Origin of the sequence: Enhydrobacter sp. (assembly GCA_025808875.1) — a bacterium.
Taxonomy (GTDB): Bacteria; Pseudomonadota; Alphaproteobacteria; order Reyranellales; family Reyranellaceae; genus Reyranella.
In genome coordinates, this window is sequence record CP075528.1 from 3880816 (window position 1) to 3900510 (window position 19695).

17 protein-coding genes are annotated in these 19695 nt (G+C 66.8%); 8 read left to right on the top strand and 9 right to left on the bottom strand.

What is annotated here, in order from left to right:
* Window positions 1–81 precede the first annotated feature (81 nt).
* Both KIT25_19200 and KIT25_19205 read left to right on the top strand, forming a co-directional pair.
* A complete protein-coding gene (locus KIT25_19200; GenBank protein ID UYN94143.1) occupies window positions 82–996 on the top strand; it encodes a methyltransferase domain-containing protein in 915 nt (304 codons plus the stop codon).
* 3 nt (window positions 997–999) lie between these two features.
* Window positions 1000–1812 (top strand): hypothetical protein, encoded by an 813-nt coding sequence (locus KIT25_19205; GenBank protein ID UYN94144.1) that lies wholly within the window; start codon window positions 1000–1002, stop codon window positions 1810–1812.
* A gap of 4 nt (window positions 1813–1816) precedes the next feature.
* Here the strand turns inward: KIT25_19205 and mutT are convergent, their stop codons facing one another.
* From mutT to KIT25_19220, 3 genes are all read right to left on the bottom strand, one after another.
* The gene (gene mutT / locus KIT25_19210; GenBank protein ID UYN94145.1) at window positions 1817–2269 is read right to left on the bottom strand and encodes an 8-oxo-dGTP diphosphatase MutT; all 453 of its coding nucleotides are present in this window, start codon (window positions 2267–2269) and stop codon (window positions 1817–1819) included.
* The gene (argJ, locus tag KIT25_19215) at window positions 2266–3504 is read right to left on the bottom strand and encodes a bifunctional glutamate N-acetyltransferase/amino-acid acetyltransferase ArgJ (protein UYN94146.1); all 1239 of its coding nucleotides are present in this window, start codon (window positions 3502–3504) and stop codon (window positions 2266–2268) included. Before argJ ends, mutT begins: the two co-directional genes overlap by 4 nt.
* An 83-nt stretch (window positions 3505–3587) precedes the next feature.
* Window positions 3588–4532 carry a peptidylprolyl isomerase gene (locus tag KIT25_19220; protein UYN94147.1) on the bottom strand — a complete coding sequence of 315 codons (945 nt, stop codon included), beginning with the start codon at window positions 4530–4532 and terminating at the stop codon, window positions 3588–3590.
* Between the two features lie 253 nt (window positions 4533–4785).
* Here KIT25_19220 and secA point away from each other — a divergent pair, with 253 nt between their 5' ends.
* Window positions 4786–7545, top strand: a complete 2760-nt coding sequence (secA, locus tag KIT25_19225) for a preprotein translocase subunit SecA (protein ID UYN94148.1) — start codon at window positions 4786–4788, stop codon at window positions 7543–7545.
* 30 nt (window positions 7546–7575) lie between these two features.
* Here secA and KIT25_19230 read toward each other — a convergent pair whose 3' ends face one another.
* The 4 genes from KIT25_19230 to KIT25_19245 all read right to left on the bottom strand — a co-directional run bounded on the left by KIT25_19230 (window position 7576) and on the right by KIT25_19245 (window position 12171).
* Window positions 7576–9081 carry an L-lactate permease gene (locus KIT25_19230; protein ID UYN94149.1) on the bottom strand — a complete coding sequence of 502 codons (1506 nt, stop codon included), beginning with the start codon at window positions 9079–9081 and terminating at the stop codon, window positions 7576–7578.
* An 11-nt stretch (window positions 9082–9092) separates the two neighbouring features.
* Window positions 9093–10097 (bottom strand): 2-hydroxyacid dehydrogenase, encoded by a 1005-nt coding sequence (locus KIT25_19235; protein ID UYN94150.1) that lies wholly within the window; start codon window positions 10095–10097, stop codon window positions 9093–9095.
* Between the two features lie 150 nt (window positions 10098–10247).
* On the bottom strand, window positions 10248–11306 hold the full coding sequence (locus KIT25_19240; protein UYN94151.1) for a glycosyltransferase family 2 protein: 1059 nt from the start codon (window positions 11304–11306) through the stop codon (window positions 10248–10250).
* Window positions 11307–11433: 127 nt separating this feature from the next.
* The gene (locus tag KIT25_19245; protein UYN94152.1) at window positions 11434–12171 is read right to left on the bottom strand and encodes an energy transducer TonB; all 738 of its coding nucleotides are present in this window, start codon (window positions 12169–12171) and stop codon (window positions 11434–11436) included.
* 136 nt (window positions 12172–12307) lie between these two features.
* Between KIT25_19245 and KIT25_19250 the strand changes: the two genes are divergently transcribed.
* The 3 genes from KIT25_19250 to KIT25_19260 are packed head-to-tail and all read left to right on the top strand — an operon-like array spanning window position 12308 to window position 16424.
* On the top strand, window positions 12308–14425 hold the full coding sequence (locus tag KIT25_19250) for a TonB-dependent receptor (protein ID UYN94153.1): 2118 nt from the start codon (window positions 12308–12310) through the stop codon (window positions 14423–14425).
* A 13-nt stretch (window positions 14426–14438) separates the two neighbouring features.
* Window positions 14439–15194 carry a tyrosine-protein phosphatase gene (locus KIT25_19255; GenBank protein ID UYN94154.1) on the top strand — a complete coding sequence of 252 codons (756 nt, stop codon included), beginning with the start codon at window positions 14439–14441 and terminating at the stop codon, window positions 15192–15194.
* On the top strand, window positions 15195–16424 hold the full coding sequence (locus KIT25_19260; GenBank protein UYN94155.1) for an alpha/beta fold hydrolase: 1230 nt from the start codon (window positions 15195–15197) through the stop codon (window positions 16422–16424).
* 38 nt (window positions 16425–16462) lie between these two features.
* On the opposite strand, the gene KIT25_19265 is transcribed toward KIT25_19260, so the two are convergent.
* Window positions 16463–17323 carry a MaoC family dehydratase N-terminal domain-containing protein gene (locus tag KIT25_19265; protein ID UYN94156.1) on the bottom strand — a complete coding sequence of 287 codons (861 nt, stop codon included), beginning with the start codon at window positions 17321–17323 and terminating at the stop codon, window positions 16463–16465.
* Between the two features lie 80 nt (window positions 17324–17403).
* On the opposite strand from KIT25_19265, the gene KIT25_19270 reads away from it, so the two are divergent.
* Window positions 17404–17904: a GNAT family N-acetyltransferase gene (locus KIT25_19270; GenBank protein UYN94157.1), complete on the top strand. Its 501-nt coding sequence runs from the start codon at window positions 17404–17406 to the stop codon at window positions 17902–17904.
* A gap of 207 nt (window positions 17905–18111) precedes the next feature.
* Here KIT25_19270 and KIT25_19275 read toward each other — a convergent pair whose 3' ends face one another.
* On the bottom strand, window positions 18112–19011 hold the full coding sequence (locus tag KIT25_19275; GenBank protein ID UYN94158.1) for a TauD/TfdA family dioxygenase: 900 nt from the start codon (window positions 19009–19011) through the stop codon (window positions 18112–18114).
* Window positions 19012–19049: 38 nt separating this feature from the next.
* Here KIT25_19275 and KIT25_19280 point away from each other — a divergent pair, with 38 nt between their 5' ends.
* Complete coding sequence (locus KIT25_19280) at window positions 19050–19694, top strand: hypothetical protein (GenBank protein ID UYN94159.1); 645 nt, start codon at window positions 19050–19052, stop codon at window positions 19692–19694.
* Window position 19695 lies beyond the last annotated feature (1 nt).

Here is a 19695-nt window from a genome sequence, read left to right on the forward strand (position 1 = left end):
GCCCTATTCTACCGGCAAATCGGCCCGCATCGAGGCGGGAGTGCCCTAGGCGCCACCGGCCTTTGGCCCTACATAGCCGGTGTGGCTGGCCCCGATCCTCTGCTCGTCTTCGATCGTGCAACGCTGCGCCTGAGGCGCCAGCGCAGCGCGCACCATTGGGATCGCCACGCGTTTCTCAAGCGCGAGATCGCGCAACGGCTGGCCGAACGGCTTGCCGACGTGAGGCGGATCTTTCCCCTCGCCCTCGACCTGGGTTGCCACGGCGACGAGGTCGCGCAGGCCCTGGCCGGCAGGCCTGCCGTCGAGCGGCTGGTCCGCTCCGACCTGTCGCCGGCCTTCGCGCGGCGAGCCGACGGTGCCGCCCTCGTCGCCGACGAGGAGGCGCTGCCGTTCGCCCCGCGCGTCTTCGACCTGGTGTTGAGCGCGATGACCCTGCACTGGGTCAACGACCTGCCCGGCACGCTGGTCCAGATCGGCCGCATCCTCAAGGAGGACGGGCTGTTCCTCGCGGCGATGCTGGGCGGCGGCACGCTGTGGCAGTTGCGGCAGGCGCTGGCGGCGGCCGAAAGCGAGATCGAAGGCGGGCTAAGCCCGCGCATCTCGCCGTTCGCCGACCTGCGCGACGCCGCCGGCCTGCTGCAGCGCGCGGGCTTCGCCCTGCCGGTGGCTGACAGCGAGACGATCGAGGTGGAATACGACGATGCCCTGGCGCTGATGCGCGACCTCAATGCCATGGGCGAGAGCAACCTCGTTGTCGAACGCCGGCGCGGCGCGACGCGGCGTGACACGCTGGCACGGGCGGCGACGATCTACGGCGAGCGCTTCACGTGCTCGTCGGGCCGCGTCGAGGCGAGCTTCGAGGTCCTGTTCCTCCACGGCTGGGTGCCGCACGGGTCCCAGCAGAAGGCGTTGAGGCCGGGAAGCGCCGGCGAACGACTGGCGACGGCGCTGGGCACAACGGAGTACAGTACGGGCGTCAAGGTCGAACGGAGCTGAAGAGTGGCTGCAGCAAAATTGTCGCTGGCCGAGGTGGTGTCGGAAAGCTTTACCTTCCTCTTCGGGAATCTGCGCCTCTTCTTCCATCTCGTGACGATCCCGTGGATCGCCTCGCTGGTGCTGCGGATCGGCGGCGCGGCGATCGGCGTCGATTCGCTCGCTGGCATGCTGGTCGAGAAGGCAATCGATTTCGTTCCCACCATCATGTTCATGGTCGGCTGGATGCGGGTGGTGCTGCTCGGGCCTGCACGCCTCGAGCGCCTGCCCGGCACGGGGTGGACGGCCCGCGAGAGCGGGTTCTTCCTGCATTTGCTCAAGGTTGCCGGAATAACCTTCGTCCTCATCGTCCTCTTCTTCCTCACCGTCGGTTCGATCGACCCGGCGACGCTCGGCCAGCGGCCCATCGATCCAGAACTGGCGCAGCGCGAGGCGACGGCGGCGCCGCTAGCCATAGGATTCCTCGTCTCCGCCCTGCTCGCCTTACGGGTGAGCTTCGGCCTCGCCGCGACGGCGGTCGATGTCCCCTTCTCGCCGCGTCTGTCGTGGGGCTACAGCCGCGGCAACGCCTGGACGATCGTCGCCAGCCTGTTCCTGATCATGTTCGCCAGCGGCATCGCGACCATGATGTCGATACTGATCCCGCTCAGCCTGTTCCGCGGGATGGGTGCACCGACCGGTGCCGCCATCGTCGCTTGGACGATCGCGATCCTGGTGTCCTATGGCGGCGCGGCTCTGCTCGCAACGGCGCAGGCCGTGATCTTCCGCAAGCTGACTGGATGGCGCGACGGAACCGTGCTGGCGCCGCCGGAGCGATAGCGGATCAGAGAAGGTCGCGCAGCAGACCGACCAGCGGTAGATCGGCTGGCGGCATGGCGTAGCGCGACAACTCGCTAGGGAACACCCACTTCAACGCCTGGCCCTCGCGCGATTGCGGCGGGCCCTTCCATTTGCGACACGCGAACACGGGCATCAGCAGATGGAACGCATCGTAGCCGTGGCTGGCAAACGCGATCGGCGCCAGGCAGCTCGTCGCCGTTTCGATTCCGAGCTCCTCGCGAAGCTCGCGCACCAGCGCCTGCTCGGGTGTCTCGCCCGCATCGACCTTGCCACCGGGGAACTCCCAAAGGCCTGCCATCGACTTGCCTTCGGGACGGCGTGCGATGAGCACGCGGCCGTCGACATCGACCAGCGCGACGGCGGCCACCAGCACCAACGGTCGGTCGCCCAGCGGCGGTGGGCTGCCCGGGCATTCCTCGTCAAACGATGCCGTCAAGAACGGTAGCTGCCGTTGATGTCGATGTAGCCGTGCGTCAGGTCGCAGGTCCAGACCGTGGCACGACCGCGCCCGATACCGAGATCGATGTCGATGACGATGTCGGAGCCCTTGATGTGGTGCGCCACCGGCGCCTCATCGTAGTTCGGCACGACCTGTCCGCCATCGGTGATCTTCACGCCGCCGATCGAGATCCTGAGCTTGTCGCGGTCGGCGCGCTCGCCCGACTTGCCGACGGCCATGACGATGCGGCCCCAATTGGCGTCCTCGCCGGCAATCGCCGTCTTGACCAGCGGCGAGTTCGCCACCGCCAGCCCGATCTTGCGCGCCGCGCCGTTCGACGAGGCGCCGCCGACATTGATGGTCACGAACTTGGTGGCGCCTTCGCCGTCGCGAGCGAGCAGCTGGGCGAGCTCGATCAGCAGCTCGTCGAGCGCACGCTTGAAATCGGCCAACATCGGATCGTCCGCCTCATCGATCGGCGAATGGCGGGCGGTGCCGCTGGCGGCGAGCAGCAGCGTGTCGCTGGTCGAAGTGTCGCCGTCCACAGTCACGCAGTTCAGCGACTTGTCGGCGGCGTCGCCCAGCAGCTTCTGCAGGACGTTGCCGGGGATCTTCGCGTCGGTGAAGACGAAGCCCAGCATGGTCGCCATGTCGGGCGCGATCATGCCCGAGCCCTTGAGGAAGCCGTTCAGCGTCACCGTGCGCTCGCCGATCTTGGCCTGGCGGGTGGCGAGCTTGGGGAAGGTGTCGGTCGTCATGATGGCCGCCGCGGCGGCGGCCCAGCCGTCTTCGCGCGCGCCCTTGAGGAGCGCCGGCACGACGGCGGTGATCTTCTCCCAGTCGAGCGGCTGGCCGATCACGCCCGTCGAGGCCATGAAGACCTCGTTGCGGGGGCAGCCCAGGGTCTGCGCGACCGCACGCGTGCTTTCCTCGACGGCCTTGTCGCCAACCTTGCCGGTGAAGGCATTGGCGTTGCCGGCATTGACGAGGATGGCGCGCACCTTGCCGCGCGCGAGGTTCTTGCGACACCAGTCGACGGGCGCGGAACTCGTCTTGGATTTGGTCAAGACGCCCGCGATCGTGGCGCCGGCCGGCAGCAGGGCGACCATGACGTCGTCGCGATCGCTATAGCGAACGCCCGATGCGGCCGCGGCCAGCTTGACGCCTGGGATGCGCGGCAGCGTCGGCGTCGACTTGGGCGCGAGCGGCGAAACGGCAAGCTTGACGGCCATTGGGCTCCCCTTGCAGCCTCCGGACAGGCAAACCGGTGGCCGAAGCGCAAAGCCTACACCAGAAAAGCCGCCAAACGTGAGTTTTACTTGGTCGCGCCCGGGGCCGGGGCGGCCGGCCGCGCCGGAGCCGCAGGCGTCGGAGTCGGTGCCGTCTCGGGCTTGCTGCCGTCGATGTTGAACTTCTCGATCTTGGCGTTGGCGCGCAGTTGATCGAGCATCGTCGACACCGTCTCGCGGGCCAGCTCCTCGCGCAACTGCTCGGCCATCTCCTCGAACGATGGCGGCGGCGCCTGCCGACGATCCTCCACCAGGATGACGTGGAAGCCGAACTGCGTCTTCACCGGCGTCGGCGTCAGCTCGCCCTTCTTGAGCGCGAACGCCGAGTCGGCGAACTCCTTCACCATGTCGGTCTTCTTGAACCAGCCGAGGTCGCCACCCTCCGCACCCGACGCCTTGTCGGTCGACTTCTCCTTGGCGAGCTTCTCGAAGGAGCCACCCTTCTTCAGCTCGGCGATCAGGGCCTTGGCCTCGTCCTCCGTCGCGACGAGAATGTGCTTGGCATGCACTTCCTCCTCCGCGGGGATCGACTTGAGACGCTCGGTGTAGCGCTGCCGCATCATCTCGGGAGTCACCTTGCGGGCAATTTCGCGCTGCAGCCAGAAATCCTGGATTACCTGCTCCTCGACGAACGCCATTCGTTTCTTGAAGGTGGGATCGTCGGTGATCTTGTTCTTGCGCCCGTCGGCGACGACCAGCTTGCTGTCGATGATGCGGTCGAGCAGCGCGGCGAAGACCGCCTGCAAGGGCATATTGCGATATTGCTGCGGCAGGGCCTGCTGCGCGATCTCGAGTTCGGACAGCCGGACCGGCTGGCCATTCACCCGCGCGACGATCGGGTCCTTGAGCGGTTGGGCCTGCGCCTGCGGTTGCGGCTTGGGCGGCGGTTGCTGGGCTTCGGCCGATCCGAAGACGGTCGCGGCCGCGCCACACAGGACAACGAGGCGCAGAAGGCGCAGACGACCAGTCATGACGGGGCTCCGAAGGCAGGAACGGACGGCGCGGGGCAGCTCCTCGTTTACACAGGCTGGCTCCCTGCAAGCAAGCGGCGACACCGGGCTCACGGCACTCTTGCGCGCCAATTGCGGCACATTTGCGTGATGGGCTCACATTGGGCGGCGGGTTGCCCGGCCGGTTGCGTTGACACTCTCCGGCACGCTCTCTATCTCTGTTCGGGCGGCGGGCCGGGTGCCCGCCTAAGTCTTTAGGATCACGAGGTTTTCAATGCTGGGCGCGCTCGCCCGAAGCTTGTTCGGGACGGCCAACGACCGGATCGTCAAAGGCTTCGACAAGCCCGTGGCGAGGATCAACACGCTCGAACCGGAGATTGCCAAGCTCAGCGACGAGCAGTTGCGCGCCAAGACGACCGAGTATCGCGAGCGTCTGGCCAAGGGCGAGACGCTCGACGACCTGATGGTCGAGGCCTTCGCCACGGTCCGCGAGGCCGCCAAGCGGACGCTCGGCCAGCGCCATTTCGACGTCCAGCTCAAGGGCGGCATGGTCCTTCACCAGGGCAAGATCGCCGAGATGAAGACCGGCGAGGGCAAGACGCTGGTCGCCACCCTGCCGGTCTATCTCAACGCGCTGGAAGGCAAGGGCGTTCACGTCGTCACGGTGAACGACTACCTCGCCCGCCGCGACGCCGAATGGATGGGGCGGGTCTACAAGTTCCTCGGCCTTACGGTGGGCGTGATCGTTCACGATCTCAGCGACGAGCAGCGCAAGGAAGCCTATGCCTGCGACGTCACTTACGGCACCAACAACGAGATCGGTTTCGACTACCTGCGCGACAACATGAAGTACCGGCTGGACGTGATGGTCCAGCGGCCTTTCAACTACGCGATCGTCGACGAGGTCGATTCGATCCTGATCGACGAGGCGCGCACGCCGCTGATCATCTCCGGGCCAGCCGAGGATTCGTCGGAGCTCTACCGGCGCGCCGATGCGGTGATCCCGCGCCTCAAGACCGACGCCTATGAGAAGGACGAGAAGCAGAGGACGGTCACGTTCACCGAGGCCGGGGTCGAGGCGGTCGAGGATCTGCTGCGCACCGACGGGCTGTTGCCCGAGGGCCAGAGTCTCTATGCGCCGACCCAGGTGACGCTTCTGCACCACGTCACCCAGGCCCTGCGCGCCCACAAGCTGTTCAGCCGCGACGTCGACTACATCGTCAAGGACGGCCAGGTCGTCATCATCGACGAGTTCACCGGCCGCATGATGCCGGGCCGACGCTATTCGGAGGGCCTGCATCAGGCGCTCGAGGCGAAGGAGCGGGTCGAGATCCAGCGCGAGAACCAAACGCTCGCCTCGATCACCTTCCAGAACCTCTTTCGCATGTACCCCAAGCTGGCTGGCATGACCGGCACGGCGATGACGGAGGCGGCCGAGTTTGCCGAGATCTACCGCCTGGAAGTGGTCGAGATCCCGACGAACGTGCCTGTCGCCCGCCAGGACCATGACGACGAGATCTACCGCACGCTCGACGACAAGACGCGCGCTATCGCCAAGCTGATCGAGGAATGCCGCGCGCGCCAGCAGCCGATGCTGGTGGGCACGGTGTCGATCGAGAAGTCGGAGGCGCTGTCGGAGGAACTGAAGAGGCGCAAAGTTCCGCACAACGTACTCAATGCCCGCTATCACGAACAGGAGGCCCAGATCATCGCTCAGGCCGGACGGCCGGGCTCCGTCACGATCGCCACCAACATGGCGGGCCGCGGCACCGACATCCAGCTCGGCGGCAACGTCGACATGCTGTTGCGCCAGAGCGAGCCCGAAATCGTCGCCAAGTTCCCCGACGAGACGGCGCGCCACGCCGAGATCGCACGGATCGCCACCGAGATCCGCGCCGGCGTCGAACGCGACCGCGAGATCGTCCTCGCCGCTGGCGGCCTCTATGTCGTCGGCACGGAGCGCCATGAGAGCCGGCGCATCGACAACCAGCTGCGCGGCCGCTCAGGCCGCCAGGGCGATCCCGGCGCCTCCAAGTTCTTCCTGTCGCTCGAAGACGATCTCATGCGCATCTTCGGCAACAACAAGGTGCTCGACTGGGTGCAGAAGAAGGGCATGGCCGACGACGAAGCGCTGACCCATCGCTGGCTCAACAAGGCGCTCCAGACGGCGCAGGGCAAGGTCGAAGCGCGCAACTTCGAGATCCGCAAGAACCTGCTGCGCTTCGACGACGTGATGAACAGCCAGCGCAAGGAGATTTACAAGGAGCGCATCGAGCTGATGGGCACCGAGGATGTCTCCGAGACGGTGGCGGGCATGCGTCGCGACGTGATCGACGCAATGGTCGGACGCCACATCCCCGAAGGCGTCTACGCCGAGCAGTGGAAGGTCGCCGAGCTGAAGGACGAGGTTCAGCGGACCTTCGGGCTGGATCTGCCGGTCGACGAGTGGGCGAAGGAAGAGGGCATCGCCGACGAGGAGATCGGGGCACGGCTCGGCGAGGCCACCGAGCGGCTGTTCGCCCAGAAGGCGGCGCAGTACGGGCCCGAGGTCTGGCGCCAGGTCGAGAAGAGCGTTCTCATGCAGATCCTCGACCAGAGCTGGAAGGACCATCTGCTGCATCTCGACCATCTGCGCCAGGGCATCGGCCTGCGCGCCTATGGCCAGAAAGATCCGCTGAACGAGTACAAGCGCGAGGCCTTCAATCTCTTTAACGACCTGCTGACCAACCTGCGCGAGCAGGTGGTCAACATCCTGGCGACCCTGCAATTGCGTATGGAGGCGCCGCCAGTGCCGCAGGCGCCGACCCAGATGCGCGAGGTGCACGAGGACCCGGCGCTCGCCTCGGCCCTCGCCGGCAATCCCGACTACGATCCGGCGGACCCTTCGGGAGGTGGCGTCGCGACGCTGGCGCGGCCGCGCACCAGGCCGGCAGTCGATCCCAACGATCCGGCGACTTGGGGCAAGGTCTCGCGTAACGCCCCCTGCCCCTGCGGCTCAGGCAAGAAGTTCAAGCACTGCCACGGGCGGGTGTGAACTCCGGCCGCCCTGCGTCGACCCGCCCTGTTAGAGAACGACCCACAACCACAACAGAAGGCCACCGGCCGCCGCGTAGGTCAGGCAGGGAAGCACGGTGCGGCGCAGCACCTCGCCCTCGCGCCCGAGCAGGCCCACCGTCGCGGCGCCGGCCACGACGTTGTGCGGACAGACGATGTTTCCGATCGCAGCACCGACACCCTGCGCGGCGACAAACCGAGCGGCCGGCAGGTCGAGTGCACGCGCGGTGGCCGCCTGGAAGTCGGCCAACAGGATGTTGGACGTGGTGGCCGAGCCGGTGACGAAACTTCCGAGTACCCCGATCGCCGGCACGACGAGCGGCCACAGTGCCACAAGATGGGCGGCTGCGACGTCGGCAAGCGTCGCAACCATGCCCGCATGCACCATGACACGCGATAGGCCGACCATGGCGACCAAAGCCACCACTACCGGCGCGAGCCGCCGAGCCGCATGACCCGCAGCGACGACAATCTCGCCGGGTTGCCGGCCCTGAAGCAAAGTGCCGACGACGAAGCCCAGCAGCAGCATGGTGCCGGGGTGGTAGAGCGGTTGGATACTGCCGTTGAAGGCACCGAACAGCGACCACTGCAGCACCACGTCCTGCAACACCTGCCGCAACGGCTGCACAAGACGGGTTATGACGATCAGAATCGTCAGCACAACATATGGAAGGCTGGCGCGCCACAGACCCTGCCATTCGCCGCTTGCAGATGGAGGCGCCCGCCTCTCGCGACGCCAATACAGCAGCACGGCGAACAGTGCGCCACCCGCAAGCGCGCCCGCGAGTGACGGCAGCTCCGGCCCGACCAGGGCGGCGATCGCGAGATACGGCACGAGGAACCCCGCAGCAGCGACCACCATCCATCCCCAGGGAAGCCCCGTGGAGCTGGCCGTCACCATACGCACCAAGAAGACCAGGAGCATTGGCGCGAGTGCCGCGTGCAAAAGCGCCGTGTCGCGCGACAGTTCGAGCTCGCCCAGACCGGTGAGCGTGGCCTGAGCGAACACCGGCGTGCCGACCGCACCGAACGAAACCGCCGCAGCGTGACCGACAAGCGCCAAGGCCACCGCCTGCACAGGCGGAAAGCCGAGACTCGCCAGGATGGGTGCCGCCAGTGCCACCGGCGTGCCGAAACCCGCGGCACCCTCCATGAAAGAAGCAAAGAACCAGGCGACAAGTATGGCGATCAGCCGTGGGTCGTCCGACAGCCGACCGAGTGCCGCCCGAATCGCCAGGAAACCGCCAGTGCGCGCCTGCAGTTCATAGATGCAAAGCGCAGGGAACACGATCCATAGGATGGTGGCAGCCACAAACAGCGCTTCGGCCATCGAACCGCCGACGGCGCGCGCTGGTGTCAGTGCCTGGTCCGGCCGCTGGCCGAAGCCGAACGCCGCGAGCGCGACTGCGACGGCGAGTACCAGACCCAACGATCCCGCCATCGCGGCCGACCAGCCTCGTCCCACCATCAACGCCAGGATCAGCAGGATCGGCAGCAGTGCAAGCAAAGCGTCCACGAGGCGCTCCGTCAGCTGAGCTTTTCGACCGAGACCTCGTGCGGCGCTCCGCCGTCGCGCTCGAAACTCGTGAGGTTACCGATCGTCGTTCGCGCGATGGCCTGCAGGGCGTCGGCGGTAAAAAATGCCTGATGCCCGGTGATGAGCACGTTGGGAAAAGTGAGCAGGCGGCCGAATACGTCGTCCTGGATCACCTTGTCAGACAGGTCCTCGAAGAACAGATCGGCCTCTTCCTCGTAGACGTCGAGCCCGAGCGCACCGATCTTTCCGCTCTTCAGCCCTTCGATCACGGCACGGGTGTCGATCACCGCACCGCGGCTGGTATTGATCAGCATGGCGCCGGGGCGCATCTGCTCGATTGCATCGGCGCCGATTAGGTAGTTGGTCTCTGGGGTGAGCGGGCAATGCAGGGAGACGATGTCGGTGCCAGCCAACAGCTCGGTCAGGCCGACATAGCGCGCGCCCAGCGCCTTGCAGTCGGGATTGGGCCAAGGGTCGCAAACGAGCAGGGTACAGCCAAATCCCTTCATGATCCGCGCGAAGGCCGTGCCGATCTTGCCGGTGCCGATCACACCCACAGCACGGCCGTTGAGATCGAAGCCAAGCAGGCCATCGAGTGAGAAATTGCCCTCGCGCACACGCGCGTGGGCACGGTGAATCTTGCGGTTGAGGGCCAGGATCAGGGCCACGGTGTGTTCGGCAACGGCGTGCGGCGAGTATTCCGGCACCCGCGCAACGACGATGCCGAGGTCCCGCGCGGCGACGAGGTCGACGTTGTTGAAGCCCGCGCAACGAAGCGCGATCAGGCGCACGCCTCGCCGCGCCAGCTCCCTCAGGACACCGGCGTCCAACTCATCGTTGACGAAGGCGCACACGGCGCCGCAACCTTCCGCCGTTGCGGCCGTGAGCTTAGTCAGCCGAAACTCGAAGAAGGCGAGTTCGTGGCCCGTACCGGTGTTGGCGGAATCGAGGAACTGTCTATCGTACGGCTTGGTGCTGAACACGGCGACGCGCATGGTTCGCTCCCTGTATGCCTCGCCCCCCGAGTGGAATTGGCGTACCGGGAAGTCAGCATATCGACATCGCAAGACGAAGCCATGGCCGTCAGCGACTGTCACGTGATCCAGTTCGAGGAGCCGTGGCGAGCCTCGCCCGTCAGCAGAAGATCAGGCCGAGCGCGGGCCTGAAGGCCGGGTGCTGTCCGGATCGATTGGGCCAAGCGGCGCTGCAGGCATGGCCGACGGGCGAGACGGCGCGTGGACTGGCCGTCGCCCGAGCGCGCGAATGGCTTGGCGCGGCGCGGGCGGCGCGAACAAGCGTATGGCCAGCGCCTTGGCGACCAGCGCGAGGCGACGGCGCCAGCCGAGGCCGGAAGTGCCCGGCCAACGCCCGGGAGTCCTGAGCACGCCGATCTCGCGCAGCGGCAACGGGGTCGTGAAGCGATCGGAGAGAAGCATGTTGCGCGCGCCGCGCGCATTCATCGCCGCCAGCACGCGCCGCCGCATCGTCTGCTGCAGGCGGTGCTCCTTGAGGAACATCGAAAAATTGAATTCGGTGCTGTAGAGTTCGGAGATGGGGCGCCAGATCGCATTCGGCGTGGCGTTGAAATAGACGTCTTCGGCAAGGCGGAAACAGCGCACCCATTCCTGCTGGCCGGCATCCTCGACGTCGTCCACCGTCAGATCGGAGCGGCAGCCGAGCCGCCAGAACAGGCCACCGTTGGACAGCGGCAGTCGCCACATCATCGCGACCCTGAGATCGTCGGCCGTCCATATGCCTTCGCTGAAGCAGTCGAGCGTAGTGTCGTCGTCGTGCTCCGGGGGCCACAGGTCGAGATCCTCCGAAACCCGTTCGATCCATTGGTTGTTCAGCACGATGTCGACGCCGTGCGTCGCCAGCAGGGCGAGATTGTCGGCCATGAAGCGGGGCAGGACCAGGTTGTCGTCCTCCAAGACATGGAAGAACATGCCGCCGGCCAGCGGTGTCATCGAGAACGCCTGGGCGATATTGGGGCCCGCGCCAAGCCGCCGGGGATTGGGACGGTGAAGGATACGCGGATCGCCGATCTCGTCGATCAGCCCGCGCGTGCGCCCAGCGTCGCCGTCATCGAGCACGACGGCGCGCCAGTTGCGGTGGGTCTGCTCCTGCAACGAGCGCAGGGCCCGACGCAGCAGGGCCGGGCGATTGTAGGTCGGAATACGGGTCTCGACGAGCGATGAGCTCAATTCCGCGTCAATAGGTCTTGGAATGGAGTGTCCTCGCGGCATCGATTCAGGCTTGAGTAGTATCGCGGATCGAGCCGGCAGACCAGCAACGCGCAAGCTTGGTTGGGCGAGGTGGAGTGTAGAAAATTCAGTCGGTCAGACTGTAGCGGATGCGCACGTCGCGTGTCTGCGCACTGCCCGGCGGCGGCACGGTCGCACCGCGCAGGATGCCGAGCGCGGCTGTGTCGAGTGACGGGAAGCCGCTGCTCGTCACCACACTGACCTCGAGCACGCGGCCGTCGGCCGCCACGGCGAAGCGGATCGTAACGTCGCCGCGTTCGCCCCGACGCCGCGCCTCGCCCGGGTACTTCTTGCGGGCGGCAAGCCAAGCGGCCATCAGCGCGTTCCACTGCGGCGACGCGACAGGCGCGACCGAGGGCACCGATGCCGGCGGCCCGGAAGGCGATCCGGAGGGCGACGCCGGGTTGGCGACAGACGCCGGCGCGGCAGCAGGCGGCGGCGGTCGAGCCGGCGACGCGGTCCGCGGAGGCGGTACGGATGGAGGTTGCGCGACCGGCGGGTTGGCGATGGGTTCTTTCGGCGGGGCCGCCGTTTCCGTCTTGAACTCCGGCGGCAGGGGCGGCTCGGGGACCGGCGGGATCGTTTCCGTCTTGAACTCCGGTGGAGGCAAGTCTTCCGCCGGCGGTGCGGCGATCGCCGCAGCCACCTGTTCGAGCGGCAACGCACCGTCGTCGGAATCGTCCGCCGTGCCTGGCTCGGCGTAGAATGTGATCGACGGCGCATCGTCGGGGAAAGCTCCCGACACGCCGAAGATCGTCAGCGCCAAGACGATCGCTCCGGCGTGGAGCGTCAACGACGCCGCCACGGCGCCGCCCCGCAGCCAGCGTGCGCGCACAGACGCATGCGGTCGTTGCCCGGCTTGCTCTCCTAGAATGTTATAGTATAACATCACACTGTCCAATGGCTATGGATTGGCATGACTCGGGACCGGGGGAAAGAGGATGCGACGGCGTTTCACAGTTCGAGTTTTGGTACTCGCCGGGCTCGCCTTGCCGCACACCGCCCTCGGACAAGCCGGAACGTCACCCGCCACCATCGACCTCGAGATCACCGCCCGACGCTTTGACGAGGCGCGCGGCTCCATCCAGCCGAGCCTCGGCGCGACGACGTACGATTTCACCCCGCGCACCATCGAAAACGTCCCGCAGGGCGAGAGCGCGCCGCTGAACCAGGTGCTGCTGCGTGCGCCCGGCGTCGTGCAGGACAGTTTCGGGCAGGTCCACGTCCGCGGCGACCACGGCAACCTGCAGTACCGGCTGGACGGCGTGCAGTTGCCCGAGGGCCTGTCGATCTTCAACCAGGTTCTGGCGACGCGCTTCGCCGACCGCATGTCGCTGATCACCGGCGCGTTGCCGGCGCAGTACGGCTTTCGCACCGCCGGCATCATTGACATGACGCTGAAATCGGGCACGACCCATCCGGGGGCCGAGGCCTCGATGACTGCCGGTTCACGCGACTACCTTCAACCGTCGCTGAGCTATGGCGGCCGCAGCGGCGCGATCGACTATTTCGCCACCGGTCAGTTCCTGCACAGCGGCGCCGGCATCGAGAATCCTGAGCCGACGCCGACGGCGATCCACAACGATACCGACCAGTGGCACGCACTGGCCAAGATCACCGGTATCGTCGACGACGAAACGCGGCTGAGTTTCGTCGCCGGCGGTGCCAGTGCCCGCTACCAGATTCCGCAACGGTCGGGCGTCGTCGCCGACTTTCCCGTCTTCGGCTTCTCGCAGATCAACAGCGCCTTGCTCGATCAGCGGCAGTGGGAAGACACCTATTTCGGCATGCTGACCGTGCAGAAACGCCACAACAGCCTCGATTTCCAGATCTCGGCCTTCTCCCGCTATTCGCAACTCTCCTACCAGCCCGATGCGCTGGGCGACCTGATGTTCAACGGCATCGCGCCGTGGGCGGGCCAGCAGAGCTTCGCCGCCGGCCTGCAGGGCGACGGCAGCTGGAAGGCTGCGACCGACCACACGGTCCGTGGCGGCTTCCTCGTCCAGCGCGAGCGCGCCACCAGTTTGACCCACTCGAACGTCCTGCCGGTCGACGCTGCTGGCGATCCGACGAGCGACCAGCCGATGGGCATCGTGCAGGGCGGCGACAACATCGGCTGGCTGCTCGGCATCTATCTCCAGGATGAGTGGCGTGCCGCGCCGACCGTCACCGTCAATTTCGGGCTGCGCTTCGACGCCTACTCGGCACGCATCGCCGAGAACCAGCTGAGTCCGCGCATCAACGTCGTTTGGAAGCCCAACGACGTGCTCACGTTCCATGCGGGCTACGCCCGCTACTTCACGCCGCCCCCGGTCAACCAGGTCAACGATGGCGCGATCCAGGCCGCCCTGGGCACGACCGGGGCTTCACCCGACACGCTCAACGATCCGATCCGGGCCGAGCGCTCCAACTACTTCGACGCGGGCTTCGAACTGCGTCCCTTGCCCGGCCTGCGCCTCGGCATCGATGCTTACTACCGCCAAGTCGAGAACCTGCTCGACAAGGGCCAGTTCGGCGCACCGATCGTGCTGAGCTACTTCAACTATGCTAACGCCCATTCCAAGGGCATCGAGCTCTCTGCGAGCTACGACGACGGTCCCTGGTCGGTGTTCGGCAACCTCGCCTGGTCGAACACCATGGCCAACAATATCAACTCGGCCCAGTTCAACTTCGATACGGCGGATCTTACCTTCATTTCACAGAATTACATCTACGTCGACCACGACCAGGGCTGGACCGCGTCGGCCGGCGCCGCCTATGTCTTCAATCACGGTTCGGACTGGGCGACGCGCGTATCGGCCGACCTGATTTACGGCAGCGGCCTGCGGCGCACCTTGATCAGCCCCAACGACTCGGCCGGCCAGCCCTATGCCGTGGTCAACCTGTCGGCGACGCAGAAGATCCCGATCAAGGGCACGCGCGGCGCCCAGGTCCGGTTCGACGTGCTGAACGTGTTCGATACGACCTATCAGATCCGTGACGGCACCGGCGTCGGCGTCGGCGCTCCGCAGTACGGCCTGCGCCGTACCTTCCTCATCGGACTGTCACAGAAGTTCTGATAAAGGGGTGACCATGTCGGTCACCCTCCTTCCACACGTCGTGCCGCTAAAGGGCGGTTCCAACTTTCGCGACCTCGGCGGCTATTGCACGGACGATGGCCGCACCGTGCGCCGCGGTGCGGTCTTCCGGTCCGCCCATCTCGGCGGCCTCACCGCCGAGGATTGCGGCGCCCTCTCGCGCATCGGGGTGCGCACCGTCGTCGACCTGCGCGGCGTCAGCGAGGCGGCCGAGACGCCGCACCGCATCGACAGTGTGGCCTGCCGTGTCGTCGGCGCCCCCATCGAGCCGGGTCTTGGCGAGAAGATCCGAGCCGCCGTGGCCGATGGAACGGCCAGTCCTTTCCTGATGATGCAATTCCTCACCGAGCACTATCGGGACTATCCACGCCGCTGCGCGCCGGGCTTCCGCACCCTGTTCGCCACCCTGAGCGATGGCCAGCACCGGCCGCTGGTCTTTCACTGCACCGCCGGCAAGGATCGCACCGGCTTCGCCTCGGCGCTGCTGCTCACCCTGCTCGGTGTGCCCTGGGATGCGGTGGTCGAGGACTACCTGCGCACCAACGAGCTGTGGACCGGCCATATCGGCCGTTACCCCGAACTCGATGTCGACACCCGTGCCGCCATCGTCGAGGCGCGCACGCCCTATCTCGAGGCGGCCTTCGAAGTGGTGCGGACCGACTACGGCAGCCCGCAGGCCTTCGCCGAGCGTGCGCTCGGCCTCGACGATGCTATGGTGCGGCGGCTCAGGACGGAGCTGCTGGAGAGCTGATTGGCGCGCCATGACACGCCCGAACCCTTCAAGGTCGATGTCCCCGAACGCGCGCTGATCGATCTCGACGAGCGCCTGCGCCGCTGGCGTCCGGCGCCGGCCATCGCCGACGCCGGATCATGGGGATCGGGCACCGACCCCGATTTCCTGGCCGACCTGGTCGACCATTGGCGCCACGGCTACGACTGGAACCGCTGCCAGGAGGCGATCAACCGCTGGCCCAACTATCTGGTCGATATCGGCCCGCAGCGCCTGCATTTCATCCGCGAGCCCGGCACCGAGGTCGACGGTGCGCCGCGCCCCTTGCCGCTGGTGATCTCTCACGGCTGGCCGGGATCCATCGTCGAGTTCCTGGGCGTCATCGACAAGCTCGCCCACCCCGAGCGCTATGGTGGCGATCCGCTCGACGCCTTCGACGTGATCGCGCCCAGCCTGCCGGGCTACGGCTTCTCCGGCCCACCGATCCGCGAGGACGGTACCGTCGGGCCGATCGGGCCGCGCGCCGTCGCCGGCCTCTGGCACAAGCTGGTCCATGAGAAGCTGAACTACGCACGGCCGTACGGCGTGCAGGGCGGTGACTGGGGTGCGGTGATCTCGTCGTGGGCCGCCTTCGACTTCCCGATGAAGGACGAGCGCGGGGTACTGGGCTGTCATCTCAACATGATGGGGCTGCGACCCGGCATCGACCTCGGCGTCGCCAAGCTTACCGCCGAGGAGCAGGCCTGGCTCACGAAGGCGCAGGCGACGCGCGACGACGTGACGGCCTACCAGCGCATCCAGGCGACGCGGCCGCAAACCCTCGGCGTGGCGCTGACCGACTCGCCCGTCGGCCTCGCCGCCTGGATCATCGAGAAGTTCCAAGCCTGGAGCGACTGCGCCGGCGACCCGCGCAAGCGCTTCTCCCACGACCTGCTGCTCGACAACATCATGGTCTATTGGCTTACCGGCACGGCCGGCACTGCAACCTGGCTCTATCGCGGCTTTGCCCAGCACGATTCGCGCGGCCTGCCCAAAGGCCAGCGCGTCGAGACACCAACCGGCTTCGCCGCCTTTCCCCGCGATCTCACGCCGCCGCCGCCCCTCAGCTGGATCGAGCGCGCCTACGACCTCCGCCGCCACACGCCGATGCCCAGAGGTGGCCACTTCGCCGCGCTCGAGGAACCCGACCTGCTGGTCGATGACATCCGCGCCTTCTTCCGTCCGCTGCGCTTCGGCGCAGCAAACGACTAAAGAGATGCATCCGGGTTCGACGGAAAGCGGGGGTCGAATCAGGCGAGCGTCGCCGCCGCCTGCGCGGCGATGGTACCCTTGGGCGTGACGGTCCACAGTTCCGCGCCCTTGCCGTCCTGGGTCGGCCGGCCGATCACGTCGAACGGCGAGGTGTCGAACAACGGCGCGCGTGCGCGCACGGCGAAGGTCTTGATCCTGCGGCCTGGCAAGGAATCGCGCAGCAGGTCGAACAGGCACTGCTGGGCGAAGGGGCCGTGCACAACCAAGCCGGGATAGCCCTCGGTCTCGATGCAATAGGTGCGGTCATAGTGGATGCGATGCGGATTGAAAGTGATCGCCGAGTAGCGGAACAGCATCACCGGATCGGGCGTGATGGTACGCCGCCATGGCACGTCCTTGGGCGCTTCCTCGCGCACCGGCACGCCGGTCTTCTGGCCCGGCTTCACCTCCTCGCGGAAGACGGTGTTAGCCGCCTCCGTGAGCGCAAGCCCGCGCGGCGTGAAGATGCGCCGGGTCTGCGTCGTGACGATCAGGTTGCCGGTGCTGCCCTGGCGGAGCTGGATGTCGCTGAATTCGAGCTCGCGGCGGAGCCTGTCGCCGACCCGGATGTCGCCGTCGAAGGTGAAGGTCGAGCCGGCATACATGCGCCGTGGCATCGGGATTCGGGGCAGCACACCGCCCTCGGCGGCGGCGCCGTCCTTGCCGAGCTGGGCGCGCCGCGCATAGGAGTGCAGGTAAAGCAGATGCCAGCCCGGCGCGATCGGCTCGCCTGCCTCCGGCACCTTCTCATCGCGATCGAAGGTCGCGAGCATCGCCTTGATCGGCGCCTCGGTCACGACGTCCTCGTCGACGATCTTGCGGCCGAGCTCCTTCCTCAACGGGGCGATGTCGATGGTCATGGCGCTTCCTCCGGACAGGCACCGAGCCTACGCGATCGCTGGCCATGATTCGCGTCCCGCGTCCCGCCGAAATCGAGCTCTTGCCGCACATCGAAAACGCGGCGGACGAGCGCTATCGCCGCGTCGGTCTGGCGCGGGTGCTTGCCATGCCGCCCGCCAGCATCGCCTCGCTGGAAGCCGGGCGGCGCGACGGCCGCCTCTGGGTCGCCGTCTCGTCGCTCAACCGTCCGGTGGGCTTCGCCCTGATGAAACTGGTTGGCGGCACGGCCTGGCTCGACCAGCTCTCGGTGCTCGACCGCTGGCAGGGCCGTGGCCTGGGCGCCGCTCTCATCGACCGAACCGCCGCTGAAGCGCGACGCCGCGGCCACGGCTTGCTCCACCTCTCGACCTATAGGGACGTGCCGTGGAACGGCCCCTACTACGCGCGGCGCGGCTTCGTCGAGCTGCCGCGCGGCGACTGGTCGTCGGCCTTTCGACGCAACCTGGCGAACGAGAGCGGCCATCCGCCGTGGCGGCGGGTCATCATGCGGTTGTCTCTTGAAGTCGAACCACCACAACAGCGGCCGCATGGGGCATCTTGAGCAGTTCGATGTCGATGGTCATGGCGTCTCTATGGCAGCCGCCGAGGCTATACAGTCGAGCCCTTACCGTCAGACATCTACGAAGCGCTGATCGGCCTCTATCGGCGCCATCAGGCCCAAGGCAGTCTGAGGCTGACTAAGGAGGAAATTCGCGCGCTGGCATTCCTCGACGACTTCTATGACGCCCACCCGATCTAGCGGGCGCCATCACTCCGCCGCGACCGCCAGCCCCATCTGCTCGCAGGTCGGCGCCACGTCCGAGACGGTGGCGCGGCGCATGTCGCGCTTGTAGCGCTGGTCGTCGAAGGCCAGGCCACGATGCATGGTGCAGCGATTGTCCCACATCACCAGGTCCTTCACGCGCCAGCGATGGCCGTAGACGAACTGGCGCTGCGTGGCGTGCGCGGTGAGCTCGTCGAGCAGCGTGCGCGCCTCGTCGTCGGCCATGCCACGGATCGCGCCGGCGTGGCTCGCGATGTAGAGGCTCATGCGGCCCGCATCGGGCAGGCGGCGCACCAGCACCTGCGGCACCGGCGCGAAGGCCTTGCGCTCGCCCTCGTCGAAGTCGGTGAAGCCGAGCTTGGCGCGAGAGGTCATGATCGAATGCTCGGCGACGAGGCCGGCAATGCGCTTCCTCGTCGCCTCGGGCAGCGCGTCGTAGGCGGCGCGCAGGTCGGCGAACTCCGTCTGACCACCGATTGGCGGGATCGAGCGCGCATGCAGCATCGAGCAATAGGCCGGCAGGCGCTTGAACGAGGAATCGGTATGCCAGAGCCGATTGCCGAGATTGTAAAGGCGCTGGCGGTCATCGGTCGCGAGGATGCGGCTCTGGGCGTCGAGATTGCCGACGTCCGCCATGTTCTCGTGCAGCCGCAACCTATGGTCCTTGCGCGCCTTGAAGACCGTGGTCTCAAGTGGCCCGAAGTTGCGGGCGAAGGCGAGTTGGCTCTCGTCGTCGAACTCCTGGTCGGGGAAGACCAGCACGGCGTATCTGGCGAAGGCCTCGCGGATGGCGGCGAGGTCGGCGGCGGTAAGCGGCCGGCCGAGATCGACGTCGCCCACCTCGGCGCCGAAGCTCTCGGTGATCGGGCAGATGCTGACTGTCACGGCATTCCTCCCCTTCAAAGGGATGCTATGATACCTTCATGATCGAGAAGCAGGAAGTCCAGGAGCTGTTCCCCACGCCGCTCTGGATCGTCGATCTTCAGCCCGCCGCGGCGGCGGTGCTGAACGCCGGGCTCAAGGCGGAGATCGAGCGGATCATTGCGCCTCGGCCCGCCATTCCGCCCGGCAGCAATTGGCAGACGCCGCAGGATCTGCACACGCGGCCGGCCTTCGCCGAGTTCGTCAAGCTGGTCGAGACCGCGGCGCGCGGTGTCGCGCGCTTCCTGCAGATCGACCGGTATCCGATGACCATCACCGGCTGCTGGGCCAACATCAATCCGCGTGGTGCCTATCACCCGATGCACCATCATCCGAACAACTACCTGAGCGGCGTCTACTACGTGGCGGTGCCCTCGCCCCATTCGCGCATCCTGTTCCAGGATCCGCGTCCCTCGATGATCATGCCCGAACCACGCCAGTTCACGCGGCTGACGGCCAACGGTGCCAATGCCCAGAGCAAGACCGGCCGGCTGGTAATGTTCCCGTCATGGCTGAAGCACACTGTGCCGTCCAATGACGCCGAAGAGGACCGCATCAGCATCTCCTTCAACCTGATGTTCAGGAACTTCACCGAGACCATGGCATCGCCGCTGTGGGCGGCGACGGCGGGCAAGGACAAGAGCTGAG

Bases quoted from the DNA above. Each gene is read 5' to 3' on its own strand.
- argJ (UYN94146.1), bottom strand. From the start codon at position 3,504: ATGGCCGTCAAGCTTGCCGTTTCGCCGCTCGCGCCCAAGTCGACGCCG.
- KIT25_19265 (UYN94156.1), bottom strand. From the start codon at position 17,323: ATGACCATCGACATCGCCCCGTTGAGGAAGGAGCTCGGCCGCAAGATC.
- KIT25_19220 (UYN94147.1), bottom strand. From the start codon at position 4,532: ATGACTGGTCGTCTGCGCCTTCTGCGCCTCGTTGTCCTGTGTGGCGCG.
- KIT25_19280 (UYN94159.1), top strand. From the start codon at position 19,050: ATGATCGAGAAGCAGGAAGTCCAGGAGCTGTTCCCCACGCCGCTCTGG.
- secA (UYN94148.1), top strand. From the start codon at position 4,786: ATGCTGGGCGCGCTCGCCCGAAGCTTGTTCGGGACGGCCAACGACCGG.
- KIT25_19235 (UYN94150.1), bottom strand. From the start codon at position 10,097: ATGCGCGTCGCCGTGTTCAGCACCAAGCCGTACGATAGACAGTTCCTC.
- KIT25_19250 (UYN94153.1), top strand. From the start codon at position 12,308: ATGCGACGGCGTTTCACAGTTCGAGTTTTGGTACTCGCCGGGCTCGCC.
- KIT25_19255 (UYN94154.1), top strand. From the start codon at position 14,439: ATGTCGGTCACCCTCCTTCCACACGTCGTGCCGCTAAAGGGCGGTTCC.